Raw genomic sequence first — 18,626 nt, 5'->3', positions numbered from 1 at the left:
GTCATGCGTTCCTTGAATGACTGGGTTCCCGGTCGGCGGGCAGCGCCGACAGCGTTTCGTTGGCCGTCACGTCGATGGGCAGACGGCATACGCCGGAGAACAGATGCTGGCGGAAGCCGGCGACCTCGAACTGCAAATAGCCATCGTGCCACCAGTAGCACTCGTCGAGATGGTGCTCGCGCGAGTGCAGGGCCACGGTCAGGGTGTATTTGCCCGGTGCGATGTCGGCCCCCACGGCGAGTTCGACGCGGCGCCGCTCGCCGGCGGCCATGTCGAAGGTGCGCTCCAGCTGGAAGGTGTTGACGCCGAAGATGTCCTGACCGAAACGGTCGCGGATCAACACGCCCAGCGAGATCGCTTCGACGTCGCGGAAGGCTTCCAGGGTCAGCGCGATACGCAGGGTTTCTCCGCTGCCCAGCATACTCGAATCGCTGGACTCGCCCCACAGCCGGCCATCGACCACGCTCACCGCGCCGTTGCCGTAAGCTTTCTGCTGACGTTCCAGGCGCGCTTCCTGCTCCTCGGCCTGACGCGCCATGATCCGGTTGTAGCGGTTGACGGCGTCGTCGGCGCCGCCGTCGAAGACCACTTCCCCGCCTTCGATGACCAGGGCGCGATCGCACAGCATCTTCACCGCGTTGAGGTCGTGGGAGACGAACAGGATCGAGCCGCCCCGCTCCTTGAACTCGCGAATCCGCTTCATGCACTTCTGCTGGAAGTAGCCGTCGCCGACCGATAGCGCTTCGTCGACCAGGAAGCATTGCGGATCGGCATGGATGGCGATCGAGAATGCCAGCCGCATGGCCATGCCCGAGGAGTAGGTGCGCAGCGGTTCGTCGATGTAACCGCCGAGCTCCGAGAACTCGATGATGGTGTCGCGCTTGGCGTCGATCTCCGCATGACTCATGCCCAGCATCAGGCCGTTGGCGGTGATGTTCTGCAGGCCGGTCAGTTCCGGGTTGAAGCCGGTGCCGAGTTCGAGCAGGCCGGTGATGCGCCCGTCGATGTGGATCGTCCCGCTGTCGGGAAGCAGTACCCCGGTGAGCAGTTTGAGCAGGGTCGACTTGCCGGCGCCGTTGCGGCCCAGCACGCCCAGCACCTCGCCCGGCTGGACCTGGAAGCTGATGTCGATGAGCGCCTGGTAGGTGGTGTGCCGGCACTTGCCGGTCACGGCCTCGAGGAAACGGTCCAGTGGGCGATGGAATAGCTTGAAGCTCTTGTGCAGTCCTTGGATATCGATCATGGGGCTCTCCCTAGAGGCAGTCGCGCAGGTCGCGTTCGGTGCGGCCCAGCAACCACAACGACAGGCAGAGGATGAGGGCGGTGCCGGCAGAGAACAGCGCCAGCGGTTCGAGCGGCGGAATCCGCTGGTACATGATCAGCTCGCGATAGGAATCGACGATGCAGAAGAACGGGTTGAGCTGCATCCAGCCGAGTGCCCAGGGCGGCAGGATCTGCGCGACATAGACGATCGGGGTGACCCAAAACCACACCTGGAGCACCACGGCCACGACTTCCTTGATGTCCTTGAGGTAGACCGCCATGACCGCCAGCGACAGACCGACGGCATACACGCACAGGCATTGCAGGGCGTATATCAGCGGCACCCCGAGCCAGTAGGCCGAGAGCGGGAAATCGATCAACAGTAAAAAGCCGACGAAGAAGCCCATGCTGATCAGGTAGACGATGGTTTCGGCAAGCAGCACGGCCAGGGGCAGCGCCAGCAGCGAGACGTTGACCTTGGTGACCAGGTGGCTCTGGTCCTTGTAGAGGTTGGTGATGCGCCCGAGGCTGTTAGCGAAGGCAGTCCAGGCCAGGACGCCGCTGATCAGATAGATGCTGTAGGAGTACTGGTCGATCTCGGCACCGAAGCCTTCGAGCTTGGCCCCCATGATGCGTGAGAACACCAGCACGAAGACCAGGATGTTGACCAGCGGCGCGATGAAGGTCCAGGTCGCGCCGAGCAGCGAGCCGGAGTGGCGTTCGATCAGATCCTGGCGGGCCAGGTGGAGAATCACCGGGATACTGGCGCGAATGGCACCGAGGCGTTGTCGCATGGATGAGTTACCGGGTCGTTGCATGAATGAACGAGGCCGTCAGGGCCTCGGCCGAACGCTGCCAGGTGTAACCCCTGGCCCGCTGTTGCCCCGCCTGGCGCAGCCGCTGGCGCAGTTCGTTGTCGTCCTGCAGCCGGACCAAGCCGTCACGCACGGCGTCGAGGCTTGCCGGGTCGACACACAGGGCAGCGTCGCCGGCGACTTCGCACGTTGCGCTGCGGTCGGCGGTGAGCACCGGCGCCCCGGCCGCCATGGCTTCGATGATCGGCATGCCGAAACCCTCGTAGAGCGAGACGTAGGCGAACCCGCTGGCGTTGGCGTACAGGGCGGGTAGCGCCGCGTCCTCGACGTATCCCAGGCGACGCACGCGGCCTTCGTCCAGGGCGTCGCGCAAGCCGTCCGGCAGCGCCTGGTCACCCCAGCCGTCGCCCCCCACCATGACCAGTGGGCACGCATGCTGGCGTGCCGGCGACAGGCTGAGAAAGGCGGCCAGCAGGGTACGCAGGTTCTTGCGCGGTTCCAGGGTGCCGACGCTGAGCCAGTAGCACTCGGGCAGCGCGTAGCGTTGCCGTACCCGCTCGCGATCCGCCGGCGAGGCGGTGAAGAAGCGCTCACTCACACCCGGGGATACGATATCGATGCGCGCCGGGTCGATGTCGAAGAGGTCGCTGAGTTCGGCGGCGGTGAACCGCGACACGACGTTGATACGGGTCGCCCGACTCAGGCCCGGCGCCAGGTGCCGGCGGAAATAGGCCACGCGTTCGGCGGGATGATACTCAGGGTAGCGGCAATGCGACAGGTCGTGCACCGTGACGACGCTGCGACCCGGCCAGGGCAGGCGTATGAAGCCGGGCTCCCAGTAGAGGGCGGTGCTCGCCCCCCGCGGGCCGAGCGCGTGCCAGCGCAGCCGCTGGGCAAATAGCTGATGATAAGCGAAGCGCGTCATCGGGTTGCGCAGGTAACGCCGCAGCCAGCGCGCGCGCCCGGATGCCGCGGGCGCGGGGGTTGCCTCCTGGAGCAGCGGATGGCCGGCATCCAGCGTTTCCAGGCGCGGCCCGCGCAGCCCCAGCAGCGTCATGGCCGGCACCTGGCCGGGCTGGTGCGCGACCAGCTGACGCAGCAGCTCACGCGTGTAGTGGCCGATCCCCGTCAGCGGACCCGACAGTGACTGAATATTGACGATCACTTCCATGGGCTCGATCAGGCGGTCACCGTCAGCCAGTCGTCGAGCCGGTCGTGCAGGCGCGCGAAAAACGCCTCGCGACCGAAACGCTGCGCCTGGGCACGGCAGTCCTCGGGGGCAAAGTTCGCACGCTCGAAACGCGCGATCGCCTCACACAGGCTGGCGACGCTCTGGGTATCGAAGAAGCAGCCGGTGGGCCGGGAGACGTGAGGCGCCCCGCGCACGGTCTCCAGCGCACCGCCATGCCCGTAGGCAATGACCGGCGTGCCGCAGGCCTGGGCTTCGAGCGGCGCGATACCGAAATCTTCGTTGGCGGCAAACACGAACCCTCGGGCCCGCGTCATGTAGCGCTGCAGATCCGCGGTGGGCACGAAGCCGCGCAGCTCGATATTGTCGGCACCCTCGGCCAGGCGTTCGAGCCGCGCGCGCTCCGGTCCATCGCCGACCACGATCAGGCGCCGCTCCGGCATCGCCCGGAACGACTCGATGATCAGGTCCAGGCGTTTGTAGGGCACCATACGCGATGCCGTGAGGTAGTAATCGTCTCGTGGCCCTGGATGAAAGGCGAATGCCTCGATGTCGACCGGCGGATGCACGACCATCGCCGAGCGACGGTAGAACTTGTCGATGCGCCGGGCCACATTGTGAGAGTTGGCCAGGAAGCAGTCGACCTGCCCGGCGGTCACGTAGTCCCACTGGCGTAGGCGATGCAGGGCGTAACGCATGGCCCATTCCAGCGGCGGGAAACGGATGCCGGCATCGTCCAGATAGGCTTCCTTCATGTCCCAGGCGTAGCGCATCGGCGTGTGGCAATAGCATACGTGGCGCTGTTCCGAGTGGGTCAGGACGCCCTTGGCGACCGCGTGACTGGAGGAGACGACCAGGTCGAAATCGCGCAGATCGAGTTGTTCGACGGCGTACGGCATCAACGGCAGATAGTGCCGATAGTGACGCCGCGCCAGGGGTAGCCGCTGGATCAGGCTGCGGTGCACGCGGCGACCTTCGAGCCGCCCGCGCAGTTCCGCCGGCATGAAATCCACCGTGGTGAAGATTTCCGCCTGCGGAAAGAGGTCGAGCAAGGCGTCGAGCACCTGTTCGGCGCCGCCGCGAACCACCAGCCAGTCGTGGACGATCGCCACGCGCAGATGCGAGGTCGCCGCCTGCAGGGACGACAGCGCCTGCCCGTTAGCGCTCGCGTCGTCATGCGGCGGTGGCGTGGCCGGCTCATGCATGCGTGTCGGCACCGTCCGTCTGACTCTCGAGGCGCCCATAGACATCGTCGAAACGCACGATGTCGTCCTCGCCGAGATAGCTTCCGGTCTGCACCTCGATCAGGCGCAGCGGTATCTTGCCGGGATTTTCCAGCCGGTGGACGGTACCCAGGGAAATGTAGGTCGATTCGTCCTCGGAGAGCAGAAAACTGTCGAGCTTGCCGTTCTCCCTTTCGCTCTCCCCCTGCGTGACCCGCGCGGTGCCCTGGACGACGACCCAGTGTTCCGCCCGGTGGTGGTGCATCTGCAGCGACAGCGTCTGCCCGGGATTGACGACGATCTCTTTGACCTGGAACCCGTCGCTGATCACCATGGTGCGGTAGTGCCCCCAGGGGCGATAGACCCGCTGGTGGCTTTGCCACTCGCCGCGCCGGCGAGCCTTGAGCTCGTTGACGATCTGCTTGGTGTCCTGCGCATGTTCGCGGTCGGTGACCAGCACGGCGTCATCGGTTTCGATGATGATGAGGTTGTCGACACCGACCGCGGCGACCAGCCGGGATTCGCTGCGCACGAAGTTGTCGCGCGCTTGGTGCAGCAGCACGTCGCCCTGGACGGTGTTGCCATCCTGGCCGGCATGCCGCGACTTGAGAGCGTGGAGCGCATCCCAGGCGCCGATATCGTTCCAACCGGGGTCCATGGGGACGACGCAGGCATGTGGGGTCTGTTCCATGACGGCATAGTCGATGGAGTCGCTGCGACACCCGGCGAAGGCGTCGCGCCCGGCCCGCACGAAGTCCAGGTCCTCGCTGCGCGCGTAGTAGGACGCTTCACAGGCTTGCAGGATGTCCGGCGCGTATTCGGCCAGCTCGCTGAGGTACTGGCGCGCGCGGAACAGGAAGATGCCGCTGTTCCACAGGTAGTCACCGCTGTCGAGGTACTGCTGGGCGCGTGCCGCGTCGGGCTTCTCGATGAAGGCATCGACCTGGAATCCATCCTGCCGGGAGGCCCCCTGGCGAATGTAGCCGTAGCCGGTATGAGGGGTCGTCGGGCGGATACCGAAGGTCACGAGGCTGCCCGCGTCGACCAACGAGATGCCGGTCATCACCGCCTCGCGAAATGCCTCGGCCTGCTCGATGACATGATCGGCCGGCATCACCAGCAGTTGGGGGTCGTCATCCAGTTCGAGCGCCGCCATGGCCGCCAGCGCCAGCGCCGGCGCGGTGTTACGCCCCTCGGGCTCGAGCAGTATACGCGATGGCACCACGCCCAGGGTTTGCAACTGCTCGGCGACCAGAAAACGGTGCTGCTCGTTGCAAACGACGAGCGGTGCCCGGCAGTGCGGCAGCCCTTCGAGACGCAGCACGGTTTCCTGCAGCAGGCTGTGGGTCTCGGAGTTCAGCTTGAGGAACTGCTTGGGGTAGTGCTCCCGTGAGACCGGCCAGAGACGCGAGCCAGAACCACCAGACATAACAACAGGAATAATCATAAAAGGCCCACCTAAGGTTTATTATTCAAAAAGCCGCGAAGAACGGTCAACAACAATATCTTAAAATCCAGCCCCAGGGACCAGTTTTTTATGTAATAAAGATCATATTCAACACGCCTTTCCATATCAGCAACATCTTCAATAATACCGCGCAGCCCGTGCACTTGCGCCCATCCCGTGATGCCCGGCTTCACACGATGACGCTGCATATAAGAACCAATTAAGTCTTTATACAACGCATTATGATCCACTGCGTGAGGACGAGGCCCGACCAGAGACATTCTACCTTGCAACACATTGTACAACTGCGGCAATTCATCAAGACTAGTACGTCTAAGCCATCGACCAAGACGAGTAACCCTAGGGTCCCCAAATTGAGCCTGACATGTCTGTTCTTGCCCGTCGTCATGCAGGCGCATCGTTCGAAACTTGTATATCTTAACGCGTTCACCATCCAGCCCATGACGATACTGCTTAAAGAGTATGGGACGCTTCATTGTCAGCCAGATAGAAATTGCAGCAACGCCCATGAACGGCAAAAACACCACCAACAATAACAACGCCAACAAACGGTCTTCAACTCCCTTAACAAACCTGGAAGCACCACGCAAAGGGCAATAATTGAGATCTATAGAAAACATATCAGCAACTTGAGCAACACGATGATTGAGCAACCGCACATCAGACAGATCTGGGAAATAGCGGACATCCACAGGAACGGCCACTAATAAATCAGCAAGAGTCTTGACAAGATCACCATGACTTAGTGGGTAACTTAACCAGACCTCATCAAAATCTCTTTCAAACGCAGAAACATGCGCCAACTCCACAACTTCTTTTACAACTTCAAAACTATCTTCACGGCAAACAGAACGGCCAACTCTATAACCAGCGAACGACAAGCTGTCAAGTCTTTCTCGCACATGCTGCACGCCTCCAGGGAGACCGATCAATAGCACAGTTTTCAGATTACGACCACGAGAGCGCAGATGTCGCAGGTAACCATACAGCAGACCTCGAGAAAACAAACCTATTATTAAAACACCTAATGCAGAAAGCCCCATCCACAAACGTGAATACACATGACTACTTTGGGCCACAACCAAAACAGAGCTCAGCAATAGAAGCGTCACGCTCCAGCAAACTATGTAGGTTCCAAACATACTAAAAATACTGCGACCTCGCCATGGCCTATACAGGCCCAAGGCTTCACCAACTGCCGGCAATAACAACGCGCCAGCAACTATTAACAGAGGGTAATCGTTGCCATATGAAAAATCGAGACCGTCTAGACACCAAAAAAATAAGCCACCCACAACCATGGCAATAAAGGCGTCAAAGCCACGCACCATGAGTTTCAGGGAGTTGTCATCGTTTTTCATGTCGCCATCTCGCCATTGAATCAGTCGCTTGCCTCTGCAGCCATATATCGAAGACGCCTCTATCAACCATTACCAAAATCACGCCACACACCACACTCAAGAAGCACTCATAAAAACTTTCAAATAGCTCTAGCAAGCAACCCAAGACAAAAAATAGCGACAATGACATCAACACCCAAAAAGCCGCAACCCAAACAAACAATTCACACCAATCACAAAAAAACCAACCCAAAGCGTCAAAGCAAAAATCGCTAAACAACGCAGCCATATGCAAGCTTAAATTTAAACCATCCTGAATTAGCCATCCTTCAGATAGCTACAAATACAGGCGTATAGCTTATCAGAAGCATCCCATAAATGGGAAAGCCTAGATACAAAAAATGGGGCGCCGCATGGCGGCGCCCCACTTCTCTGAAGTCATCGACCCGGCGCTCTGCCGAGTCAAGTCACCTCAACGATAGACCGGCAACCGGCCGCAGACCGTTTCGACCTTGCCCTTGACCGCGTTCTCGGCTTCGCTCGAGTCGCCCTGCTGCATGGCGTCGAGGATATCGCAGATCCAGCCGGCGAGATCGCTGCACTCGGTCTCACCGAAGCCGCGGGTGGTCACCGCCGGGGTGCCGATGCGCAGGCCGGAGGTGACGAACGGGCTCTGCGGGTCGTTGGGCACGGCGTTCTTGTTGACGGTGATGTGCGCGCGACCCAGCGCCGCATCGGCGTCCTTGCCGGTCAGGCCCTGCTTGACCAGCGAGAGCAGGAACAGATGGTCTTCGGTCCCACCGGAGACGACTTCGTAGCCGCGCTCGATGAACACGCCGGCCATCGCCTGGGCGTTCTTGACTACCTGCTGCTGGTAGCTCTTGAACTCGGGGTCCATGGCTTCCTTGAAGCAGACCGCCTTGGCCGCGATGACGTGCATCAGCGGGCCACCCTGGCCACCGGGGAATACCGCAGCCTGCAGCTTCTTCTCGATCTCGGCATCGTTCTCGGCGGAGAGGATCAGGCCACCACGCGGGCCGCGCAGGGTCTTGTGCGTGGTGGTGGTGACCACGTGGGCATGCGCCAGCGGGCTGGGGTAGACGCCAGCGGCGACCAGACCGGCGACGTGCGCCATGTCGACCAGCAGGTAGGCACCCACGCTGTCGGCGATCTCGCGGAACTTGGCCCAGTCGATGATCTGGGAGTAGGCCGAGAAGCCGGCGATGATCATCTTCGGCTGATGTTCCTTGGCCAGCTTGGCGACTTCGTCGTAATCGATTCGGCCGCTCTCGTCGATGCCGTACTGCACCGCATTGTAGTGCTTGCCGGAGAAGCTCGGCTTGGCGCCATGAGTCAGGTGGCCGCCGGCGTCGAGGCTCATGCCGAGGATGGTGTCGCCCGGCTTGACCAGCGCCTGGAACACGGCACCGTTGGCCTGGGAGCCGGAGTGCGGCTGGACGTTGGCGTAGCTCGCGCCGAACAGCTCCTTGGCGTAGTCGATCGCCATCTGCTCGATCACGTCGACGTGCTCGCAGCCGCCGTAGTAACGCTTGCCGGGATAGCCTTCCGCGTACTTGTTGGTCAGCTGCGCGCCCTGCGCCTGCATCACGCGCGGGCTGGCGTAGTTCTCGGAAGCGATCAGTTCGATATGCGCTTCCTGGCGCGCGACTTCCTGCTGCATCGCTTTCCACAGGGCATCGTCGAATCCGGCAATCTGCATGTCTCGCGTGAACATCGGCGGGTATCCTCGGCTCGGGGAGGGGACGATCGGACCCGCCCCCGGCGGACTCCGATCATGAAAACGTGGCGCGATGATACCCCAGCGCCGGCGGCCTTTCCTATGAAAGTCCGTCATGCGCGCGCGCATAATTTCTCACCTCGGCTTTAGCCTGGGTAAAACGTCACCGGATGCGACATCCGCTGTCGGCGCACCGTCTTTCGGGTGCGCCGCGCGGGCCGCTGGCATGCTGGAGTTTGCCTACACCATTCGCGCCCGGCGCCGCCTTGGTGCCAGCGCGCGTCGCACATCGCGGGTGGCCGCTGACGACGCTGCGCCGCCAGCGGAACGCTCGACCGGCACCGCGCCTCAGGGGGCCAACGAGATCCAGACGGTCTTTAGGTCGGAGTACTCCTCCAGCGAGTGGTGGGACTTGTCGCGGCCGTTGCCCGACTGCTTGACGCCGCCGAAGGGGACGGTCTGGTCCATCCCAGCCCAGTTGTTGACGTAGACCTGCCCCGACTGCAATCGCCGCGAGACGCGCATGACGCGGTCGATATCCTGGCTCCAGACCCCCGCCGCCAGGCCGTAGTCGCTGTCATTGGCAAGCGCGATCGCCTCCTCTTCGGTATCGAAGCCGAAGACCGACAGCACCGGGCCGAAGATCTCCTCACGGCCGATCGCCATGCTCGGCGAGACACCGTCGAAGATCGTCGGCGGGATGAATAGCCCCGGCCCCTCCGTGGCACTGCCGCCACTGCGCAGGGTGGCGCCCTCTTCGACCCCGCGGCGGATATAGTCGAGCACACGCTGATACTGGGTGCGGTCGACCATCGCGCCCATGAAACTCGCCGGATCGAGCGGGTCGCCAGGCCGCATGTGCTCGGCGGCCGCCAGCAGCTTGTCGACGAAGGTCTCGCGGATGCGATTCTCCACCAGCAGCCGGGAGGCGGCGATGCACACCTCTCCCTGGTTATGGAAGATCGCCTCGGCGGCATGGCGAGCCACGGCGTCGAGATCCTTGCAGTCGGCGAAGACCAGGTTGGGGCTCTTGCCGCCGCACTCCAGATAGACGCGCTTGAGGTTGGATTGCCCAGCGTACAGCATCAACTGTTTGCCCACCGCAGTGGAGCCGGTGAAGGCCAGGCAGTCGACGCCCATCGACAGCGCCAGCGCCTTGCCCACGGTGTGGCCGAAGCCGGGCAGTACCTGAAAGACCCCGGCGGGCAGCCCGGCCTCGCGCGCCAGCGCCGCCAGACGCAGCGCCGACAGCGGTGACTTCTCCGAAGGCTTCAAGATCACGCTGTTGCCGGCGGCCAGCGCTGGGGCGATCTTCCACGCGGTCATCATCAGCGGGAAGTTCCACGGCACGATCGAGGCGACCACCCCGAGTGGCTCGCGCAGCACCAAGCCCAGAGCATCGTCGCCGGTGGGCGCGACTTCGCCGTAGAGCTTGTCGATCGACTCGGCGTGATGGCGCAGACAGCCTATGGCACCGCTCATGTCCCCCAGGGAACTGCCGATCGGCTTGCCCATGTCGAGGGTGTCGAGCAGTGCCAGCTCCGCCTTGTGTACCTCCATCAGCTCGGCGAGGCGCAGCAGCACCGCCTTGCGCGCGCCGGGCGGGCGCCGCGACCACGCCCCTTCGTCGAAGGCGCGCCGCGCTCGGGCCACGGCCTTGTCGGCGTCGGCGACATCGCAGCTGGCGACCTCGGCGAGGGTGTCGCCGGTGGCCGGGTTGATGCTGGCGAAGGTCTCGCCGCTCTCCGCGTCGACGAAGGCATCGTCGATGAAGGCGCGGGTCTCGATCGTCAGCTCGCCGGCCAGACGCTGCCAGTCGGCCCGGGTCATCGCATCGGTCTTTGTTTCGGTCATAGCATTGGTCATCGCATCGCTCATTGCATGGCTCATCGCGGGTTTCTCCCTCGGACGCTGTCAGCAGAGCATACGCCGGCCGAGGCCTGCGCGGCACCTCGCCGCGGAGCCCAGCGCACGCCCCACCAATTCGCTAATCGCCCTTCCCCAATCACCCTTCTCCTAACAGCCCCAGGCTCTGCACCGGCGCCTGCCGGCGTAGGCCACGCGACAGTAGATGCCCGATCACGCCGATGAGCAGCGCGCCGCCGAACGGCAGCACCAACCATAGCCATAGATGCAGGCGCGGGGCGAGATCGAGCCAGCCGGCGTAGATGCCAAGCGCAGCGCCCTCGGCCAGCAGCGCCGCCATCAGCCCGCTGGTGAAGCCGAGCAGCGCGAACTCGACACCCTGGACCCGCGAGAGCAGGCGCTGCCCGGCGCCGAAGACCCGTAGCAGCCCACTTTCGTGGGCGCGCAGAGTCTGGCTGGCGGTGAGCGCGGCATAGAGCACGCTGATCCCGGCGAGCAGCACGAAGCCCAGCACCAGCTCCACCGCCCGGGTGACCTGGGCCAGCAGCTCGCGCACCCGGGCGAGGATGGCGTCGACATTGAGCAGCGAGACGCCGGGATAGGCCGCGACCAGCCGTCCCAGCACGTCGCCGTGGGCGGCGGCATCGAGGTGGAAGGCGGTGATGTAGCTATGGCCGTAGCGCTCGAGTACGCCGGGCGGGAAGATCACGAAGAAATTGGGGCGAAAGCTGTCCCAGTCGAGGTCGCGCAGACTGGTGATCTCGCCGGTCACGCTGTCGCTGCCGATGGTAAACGTCAGGCTGTCGCCCAGCCCCACCCCGAGGCGCTCGGCGAGGCCGCGCTCGACCGAGATCGGCACGCTGCCCGCGGCCACCTGGGTGTCGGCGTCGAACCAGCGCCCGGCGACCAGTCGATTGCTCTCCGGCAGCGCCGCGCGCCAGGTGAGGTTGAGTTCGCGCTTGAGCGCATTGTCGTCCCGGTGTGCCGCGGGTACCGCTTCGCGCGCTGGGCGGTCGTCGATGGCCGTCAGACGCCCGCGCACCATCGGGTAGAGCGCACTGCGGGTATCGGCGACCTGATCGAGAATGTCACTGAAGCCCTCACGCTCGCCGGGCTGGATATTGATCGCGAAGTAGTTGGGCGTATCCGCCGGTAGCTGAGTCTGCCAGGCACTCAGTAGATCGCCACGGACCAGAGTGATGATCGCCATCGCCGCGAAGGTGACGGCAAAGGCCAGCAGTTGGCCGAGACTCGCCTGGCGCCGCCGTGCCAGCTGACTCGCGCCCAGGCGCAGGGCGCGGCTGGCCTCGCCGCCACGCGCGCCGAAGCGTGTAGCCAGGCGCAGCACCAGTGCCAACAACAGCCAGCCCACCCCCCACAGCACCACAAGCGCGATCAGCCCGCCCACCAGCAGTGCCGCGGCGAGCCCGAGGTCACCGGAGTAGAGCCACAGCAGCGCGCCAAACACCAGACTGGCCACCGCCACCACCAGCCACGCCGAAGCGGGCAGCGGATCGAGCTCGCGGCGCAGGACCTTGAGCGCACTGACCCGCTGCAGGCGCAGCAGCGTCGGCCCAGCGAAACCCACCAGCACCGCCAGCGCGGTCAACACCCCCAGCAGCAGCGGCAGCATGCCCGGCGCCGGCAGCGTCAGCGGTAGAAAGCGCGCCAGCAGGGCCAGCAACGCGGCCTGCCCCACCAGCCCCAGCAGCGCGCCAACCACCGAGGCCGCCAGCGCCAGCCAGGCCAACTGCCAGGCGAACAGCTGGGCCAGCTGGCGCTGACTGGCGCCGAAGCAACGCAATAGCGCGGCGGTATCCAGATGGCGGTCGACATAGCGCCGGGTGGCCATGGCCACCGCCACCCCGGCGAGCAGCACCGCCGCCAATCCGGAGAGACTCAGGTACTTCTGCGCCCGGGTCAGGGCGCTGCCGAGCTGCGGCTGGTCGTCGCGTACGTCCTCGACCTCCACGCCCTGCTGGCGCAGCCGCGTGAGCAGATCGCCCACCGCTGCCACCGCCGCGGGGGAGCCCTTGGCCAGCAGTTCGTATTCGATCCGCGAACCTGGACGCACCAGCCCGGTGGCGTCGAGATCGGCCAGACGCATCATCAGCCGCGGGCTGAGACTGGCGAACCCCGCCGACTGATCCGGTTCGCGGTCGATAAGCCCGGACACCGTCAACTCACGCTGACCCACCTGCACCGGTTCGCCGATCTCCACGTCGAGCAGTTGGGCGAGTCGCGGCGCTATCCATACGCTGCCCGGCGCCGGCCCCGCGGCGCGCTCGACAATGCCCTCGCCGAGGTCGACGCGCAGCTTGCCGTAGAGCGGATAGGCGCCGTCGACCACCTTGAGACTGGCCAGCTGGAAGGCGTCGCCGTGGCTGACCATGGAGACGGTATCGACCTGATCGGAGAGGGTCAGCCCGGCAGTGCGCAGCGTGTCACGCAGGTCATCGCCGAAGGGGTCACTCCGTTCGAGCTTGATGTCACCGCCCATCAGCTGGCCGGCCTGGCGGGTCAGGCCACGATCCAGACGGTCGAGGAAGAAACCGATCATGGTGGTCGCCGCCACCGCCAGCACCAGGGCGACGAACAGCGCGCGCACGTCTCCGGCGCGCAGATCGCGCCGGAGCCCCTTGAACGACAGCGCCAGCAGCGAGCCGGCCGCCCTCATGCCTGTACCTCATCGGGCTCGAGTGCCACCAGTCGGCCGCCGTCGAGACGCAGGCAGCGCTGGCAGCGCCGCGCCAGATGGGGGTCGTGGGTGACCAGCACCAGAGTGGTGCCGGCCTCGCGATTGAGCGCGAACAGCGACTCGATGATCGCGCTGCCGGTGTCGCGGTCGAGATTGCCGGTAGGCTCGTCGGCGAACACCAGCTCGGGCCGGGTGACGAAGGCGCGCGCCACCGCAACGCGCTGCTGCTCGCCGCCGGAAAGCTGCTTGGGTAGATGATGAAGACGCTCGCCGAGCCCGACCCGGCCGAGCCAGTCACGCGCCCGCTGCTGATGATCGCGGCCGGGCGTCAGCTCCAGCGGCAGCATCACGTTCTCCAGCGCGGTCAGGGTGGGCAGGAGCTGGAAGTTCTGGAACACGAAACCCACGCGACCGGCGCGCAGTGCGGCGCGGCCATCCTCGTCGAGCGCCGGCAGTGCGGTACCGAACAGCGCGAGTTCGCCATGGCTGGGGGTGTCCAGCCCCGCCAACAGCGCCAGCAGGGTCGATTTCCCCGCTCCGGAACTGCCCAGAATCGCAACGCTCTCGCCGGGCATGACGCACAGGTCGAGGTCGTCGAGGATGGTCAACTGGCGCTCGCCGCTGGTGACCTGCTTGCCGAGGCCGCGGGCCTCGAGCGTCGGGATCGCGTCGGCCGAGGCGGCACGCGCGTCGCGGGAATCGGACATGAATCGGGGCTTCCTGTGCGGTGGCGCGTCCCGCTGGATGTCGGCGGCATCCCGCCGCGCGGCCAGCCGTGGACGCCGATGCTCTCCACTCTGGCACGGATCCCACCGACCGGCCAGGTGCGTCCCGACACCCTGCAGAGCGCATTCGCCATCTCCGTAGCGCCTGTCGGCTCCTGGATCATGATGCCTGAAGGCCAAAGGGTAGCGACGCCTCATGAAACCATGGTCACGCCGCCTGGCGGAATCGTGGTCGTGACGCTTGCCGGAATCGTGGTTGCAACGGCAACATGGCGATTTCGGCCGCCCACTGTCTATCCGATTCATGCTCGGCACCCGCTTCCGCCAGGGAAGTCGGGGCCCGAAAGCGCTTATTAGAGTTTGTACGAAAAGTCAGCGAGCGAAGGCAAGACAAGGCAAAAATCGGCGAAAACGCGGAGTTTACGGGGTGTAAATGAGCATTTTGAGCCGATTTTTAACGCCGTATTGCCGAGTGCAGGTAGTTTTCGTATAGAGTCCAGCGTTTTGCCGAGCCCCTGATCGGATAAGATCCGCGTTCGCCGATTATCCCGAGGAGTGAGACATGTTGCCTGGTTCGAGGATGCCCGGTTCGACGAAGAGGTCGACGACGCCATGGCTGCGCGCCTGCTGGACGCGTGCGCGGGGCCCACTGCTGGCGCTGGCCATGGCGCTGACGCTACTGCCCGGCACCGCGCAGGCACACACGCTGTTGGTGATGGGTGACAGTCTCAGTGCCGCCTATGGCATCGACCCTCAGGCGGGCTGGGTCAGCCTGCTCGAACGCAAGCTGGGCAAAGGCTACCCGGTCATCAACGCCAGCATCTCCGGCGAGACCACCTCGGGCGGCGCCGCCCGCCTGCCCGAGCTGCTCAAGCAGCATCACCCGGATATCGTGCTGCTCGAACTCGGCGGTAACGACGGCCTGCGCGGACTCTCGCCCCAACAGATGAAGGTCAATCTGGCCAAGATGGTCGAACGCAGCCGCGCGGAGGGCGCCCGCGTCCTGCTGCTGGGCATCGAGGTGCCGCCCAACTACGGCCCCGCCTATACCAACGCCTTTCGTAACGTCTTCACTCAGCTCGCCGACGAGTATGGTCTTCCCCTAGTGCCGTTTCTGCTCGAAGACGTCGATCTCGACAGCATGCTGCAGGCGGACGGCATCCATCCGACCGCCGAAGCCCAGCCGATCATCCTGGCCAATGTCTGGGCCAAGCTCGAACCGATGCTCGCCGACGACGTCGACGACCAGCGCTGAGCCGGATGGTAGCGCCTGGCACGCGGTCAACGGCGTGCTAGGCTCTGGACGGAAACTGCCTGCAGTCGCCGGCGCTGAGCCGCTGACATTTCATGGTCAGGCCAAACCGGCCAAGTCAGATGCGATTCAAGCCCGAGGAGGCACCGGGCGCCCCACCGAGAGGTCAACAGATGCAGATGGAAGGCGATACGGCGCTGGTTGCCGCCTATGAATTGAACGGCAGCGGCGGCGGCTCACTGCTCAGCGTGAGGCAGCTGCGCGAAGCCTGGCAGTCGCCGGAGCGGCCGCTGTGGATGCATCTCGATTTCCGCCATGCCGACGTCGGCACCTATCTCGAAGATATCGCCGGGCTCGACGAGGCAGCAATCGAGGCGCTGCTCGAGGAGGATACCCGCCCGCGCGTGGCCAAGTTCCGCAACGGCGCGGTGAGCACGCTGCGCGGCGTCAATCTCAACCCGGGCGCCGCCCCGGAGGACTTGATCTCGCTGCGCATCTGGATCTCCGCCAACCGCCTGATCACGCTGCGCCGGCGTCCGCTGAAATCGGTCAGCGAAGTGCGCGAGCGCATCGATCGCGGCGAGGGCGCACTGTCGGTACCCGACCTGCTCGCGTGGCTGGCCGAGACCCTGGTCGACAACGTCGGCGACGTGGCTCACCAGCTCGACGACCGCCTGGGCGAGCTGGAAGAGGACCAGTTGAGCGATCGCGAGATCGATCCCGACGATCTGTCGCACCTGCGCCGTTCGCTGATCACCCTGCGCCGCTTCATGGGCCCCCAGCGCGACTGCCTCGAACAGATCGCCCACGGCCCCGACAGCTTCGACGAGGATACCCGGGTCTCGGTACGCGAGAGCGCCAACCAGCTATCGCGCTACGTCGAGGACTTTCACGCCATGCAGGAGCGCGCGCTGATCCTGCAGGAGCAATTGCTCAACGAGCACAACGAACGCCTCAACCAGCGCATGTACATGCTGGCGATCGTCACCACGGTGTTCCTGCCGCTGAGCTTTCTGACCGGCCTGCTGGGCATCAACGTCGGGGGTATCCCCGGCGCCGACAGCCACTACGGATTTGCCGTCTTCGTCGCCATCACCGCGGTGGTCGGCGGCGCGGTGATGTGGCTGCTCAAGCGCAAGCACTGGTGGTAGGCGATCCGCGTCGCCCCGTGGCGCCTCAGTCGCCGCGGTCGACGTGGCCCAGATCGCGCTGCGGATCGAGCCGGTCGCGCACCCGGCGCTTGAGTTCCTTGATCTCGGGGAAGCCGCCGTCGCGCTTGCGCTCCCATAGGGTCTGCTCGTCGTAGAGCACCTCGAAGTGGCCACCGTGGCTGGGCGCCAGCGCCACCTGTTCGAGATCCTCACCGAAGGTCTGCAACAGTTCCTGGGCATACCAGCCGGCACGTAGCAGCCACTGGCATTGCGTACAATAATGAATGCGGATGCGGGCCATGCGATTCTCCTCGGGGCTCTCCTCGGGGACTTTCCCCGGCGATGATTGCACTGGCGCGCATGATGCGCGGATCACCGCGGCGAACTCAAGCGCGCGGCCGGCGAGTCGCAGGCTGGACGGCTACGAAGACCGCTTATCACCCAACCGAAAACAAGGACGTTTTCCATGACGGCAAGAAGTTCAAGCACTCACGGCGGCGATGACGACAGCCTCACCCGCCTTTTCGAACGCGTCACCGGCGACGACGACAGCCGCATGTGCCGGGATATCTCCGACGCCGCCTGCCGTGAACAGCCGGGCAACTTCTTCCGCCACCTGGTGGCGGCGCTGGGCAACAAACTCGCCGATGAGCTCTCCAACGCGCGCCTGATCCTGCCCTGGCTGATGGGGGCGATCGGCGCGCCGGTATGGATGGTCGGCCTGCTGGTGCCGATCCGTGAGGCCGGGGCCCTGCTGCCGCAGCTGTTGATCGCGGGCTATATCCGCCTGCGCGAGATTCGCAAATGGGTATGGGTGGCCGGCGGCGTGGCCCAGGCCGTGGGGGCCGTGCTTCTGGGCCTGCTGGCGCTGTTCGGCCACGGTGGCTGGGGCGGCGCGCTGGTGCTGGTGGCACTGACCGGGCTCTCGCTGGGACGCGGCCTCTCCTCGGTGGCGACCAAGGACGTGATGGGCAAGACCATCGCCAAGCAGCGGCGTGGCACGCTGATGGGCTGGAGCGCCAGCGCCGCCGGGGCGCTGACGCTGCTCGTGGGTGTCGGGCTGATGCTGATGGGCGACCGCCCCGGCACCTGGGCGCTGGCGGTACTGCTATTCGCTGCCGCGCTGGGCTGGGCGCTCAACGCCCTGTGCGCGGCCGCGATCCGCGAAGCGCCGGGCGCCACCGAGGGCGGGGCCAACGCCTGGGACAGCGTCAAGCAGGGAGTCTCGCTGATGCGTCGCGATCGCCGTTTCCTGCACTTCAACCTCTCCCGCGCCCTGCTGCTGTCGAGCGCCCTGGCGCTGCCCTATCTGGCCCTGCTGGGACAGCAGAACAGCGGCACCGACCTGGCCAGCCTGGGCATTCTGGTACTCACCTCAGGGGTCGCCGGCATGATCGGCGGGCCGATCTGGGGCCGGCTGGCCGACCGCTCCAGTCGGCGCGTCATGCGCAATGCCGCCATCGGCGCCGCCCTGTGCTGTGTTGCCGGCGCCGCCTGCGTGCTGCTGCCGGAGGCCGCGCGCACCAGCGTGTGGCCCTACGCCGTGGTCTATGGCCTGCTGATGATCGCCCATGCTGGTATCCGTCTGGGGCGCAAGACCTACGTGGTGGATCTCTCCGACAGCGACACCCGGGCGCTCTACGTCGCCTTCTCCAATACCTTCACCGGGGTGCTGATGCTGATCGTCGGCCTGCTGCTCGGCGTGCTCGCCCAGTGGCTGGGCAGCGCCCCGCTGTTGTTGCTGCTGGCGCTGCTGGCGCTGGCCGCCGCGGCAAGCTCGCACGCTCTGGCCGAAGTCGAGGCTTGAAGCGTCTTGCCCCGCCCGTACTGGGCGCTGTCAAAGCGTTGTAATCCAACGGCGCCATGGCATCATGACCGCTTGTATCGTCCCTACAAAC

General features: G+C 64.9%; 14 protein-coding genes. 3 read left to right on the top strand and 11 right to left on the bottom strand.

Annotated features, from left to right (window positions below):
* Position 1 precedes the first annotated feature (1 nt).
* The 10 genes from J0A90_RS09160 to J0A90_RS09115 form a co-directional block, all read right to left on the bottom strand.
* Complete coding sequence (locus J0A90_RS09160; RefSeq protein WP_207035234.1) at positions 2-1,243, bottom strand: ABC transporter ATP-binding protein; 1,242 nt, start codon at positions 1,241-1,243, stop codon at positions 2-4.
* 10 nt (positions 1,244-1,253) lie between these two features.
* A complete protein-coding gene (locus J0A90_RS09155; RefSeq protein ID WP_233076663.1) occupies positions 1,254-2,057 on the bottom strand; it encodes an ABC transporter permease in 804 nt (267 codons plus the stop codon).
* A gap of 7 nt (positions 2,058-2,064) precedes the next feature.
* Positions 2,065-3,249 (bottom strand): glycosyltransferase family 1 protein, encoded by a 1,185-nt coding sequence (locus J0A90_RS09150; RefSeq protein WP_207035236.1) that lies wholly within the window; start codon positions 3,247-3,249, stop codon positions 2,065-2,067.
* 8 nt (positions 3,250-3,257) lie between these two features.
* Positions 3,258-4,472 carry a glycosyltransferase gene (locus tag J0A90_RS09145; RefSeq protein ID WP_207035237.1) on the bottom strand — a complete coding sequence of 405 codons (1,215 nt, stop codon included), beginning with the start codon at positions 4,470-4,472 and terminating at the stop codon, positions 3,258-3,260.
* Complete coding sequence (locus J0A90_RS09140) at positions 4,465-5,937, bottom strand: mannose-1-phosphate guanylyltransferase/mannose-6-phosphate isomerase (RefSeq protein ID WP_207035238.1); 1,473 nt, start codon at positions 5,935-5,937, stop codon at positions 4,465-4,467. The genes J0A90_RS09145 and J0A90_RS09140 overlap by 8 nt, the downstream gene beginning before the upstream one ends.
* 11 nt (positions 5,938-5,948) lie before the next feature.
* Positions 5,949-7,319 carry an undecaprenyl-phosphate glucose phosphotransferase gene (locus tag J0A90_RS09135; protein ID WP_233076661.1) on the bottom strand — a complete coding sequence of 457 codons (1,371 nt, stop codon included), beginning with the start codon at positions 7,317-7,319 and terminating at the stop codon, positions 5,949-5,951.
* Between the two features lie 451 nt (positions 7,320-7,770).
* Positions 7,771-9,033, bottom strand: a complete 1,263-nt coding sequence (gene glyA / locus J0A90_RS09130) for a serine hydroxymethyltransferase (RefSeq protein ID WP_035475229.1) — start codon at positions 9,031-9,033, stop codon at positions 7,771-7,773.
* A 351-nt stretch (positions 9,034-9,384) separates the two neighbouring features.
* Positions 9,385-10,890 (bottom strand): aldehyde dehydrogenase, encoded by a 1,506-nt coding sequence (locus J0A90_RS09125; protein ID WP_207035239.1) that lies wholly within the window; start codon positions 10,888-10,890, stop codon positions 9,385-9,387.
* 151 nt (positions 10,891-11,041) lie between these two features.
* The gene (locus J0A90_RS09120) at positions 11,042-13,579 is read right to left on the bottom strand and encodes an ABC transporter permease (RefSeq protein WP_207035240.1); all 2,538 of its coding nucleotides are present in this window, start codon (positions 13,577-13,579) and stop codon (positions 11,042-11,044) included.
* On the bottom strand, positions 13,576-14,307 hold the full coding sequence (locus J0A90_RS09115; RefSeq protein ID WP_207035243.1) for an ABC transporter ATP-binding protein: 732 nt from the start codon (positions 14,305-14,307) through the stop codon (positions 13,576-13,578). Before J0A90_RS09115 ends, J0A90_RS09120 begins: the two co-directional genes overlap by 4 nt.
* Positions 14,308-14,989: 682 nt before the next feature.
* Here J0A90_RS09115 and J0A90_RS09110 point away from each other — a divergent pair.
* Both J0A90_RS09110 and J0A90_RS09105 read left to right on the top strand, forming a co-directional pair.
* Positions 14,990-15,580 (top strand): arylesterase, encoded by a 591-nt coding sequence (locus J0A90_RS09110; protein WP_207035244.1) that lies wholly within the window; start codon positions 14,990-14,992, stop codon positions 15,578-15,580.
* A gap of 170 nt (positions 15,581-15,750) precedes the next feature.
* Positions 15,751-16,728 (top strand): zinc transporter ZntB, encoded by a 978-nt coding sequence (locus J0A90_RS09105; RefSeq protein ID WP_207035247.1) that lies wholly within the window; start codon positions 15,751-15,753, stop codon positions 16,726-16,728.
* A gap of 25 nt (positions 16,729-16,753) precedes the next feature.
* Here the strand turns inward: J0A90_RS09105 and J0A90_RS09100 are convergent, their stop codons facing one another.
* Positions 16,754-17,029, bottom strand: coding sequence for a SelT/SelW/SelH family protein (locus tag J0A90_RS09100; RefSeq protein WP_207035249.1), 276 nt, complete (start codon positions 17,027-17,029; stop codon positions 16,754-16,756).
* A gap of 165 nt (positions 17,030-17,194) precedes the next feature.
* Here J0A90_RS09100 and J0A90_RS09095 point away from each other — a divergent pair, with 165 nt between their 5' ends.
* Complete coding sequence (locus J0A90_RS09095; RefSeq protein ID WP_207035251.1) at positions 17,195-18,535, top strand: MFS transporter; 1,341 nt, start codon at positions 17,195-17,197, stop codon at positions 18,533-18,535.
* Positions 18,536-18,626: the final 91 nt, after the last annotated feature.

The sequence above is a fragment of the Salinicola sp. DM10 genome (assembly GCF_017306975.2).
Taxonomy (GTDB): domain Bacteria; phylum Pseudomonadota; class Gammaproteobacteria; order Pseudomonadales; family Halomonadaceae; genus Salinicola.
The sequence above is the reverse complement of the archived record's forward strand: the minus strand, read 5'-3'. Positions and strand labels throughout refer to the sequence as shown.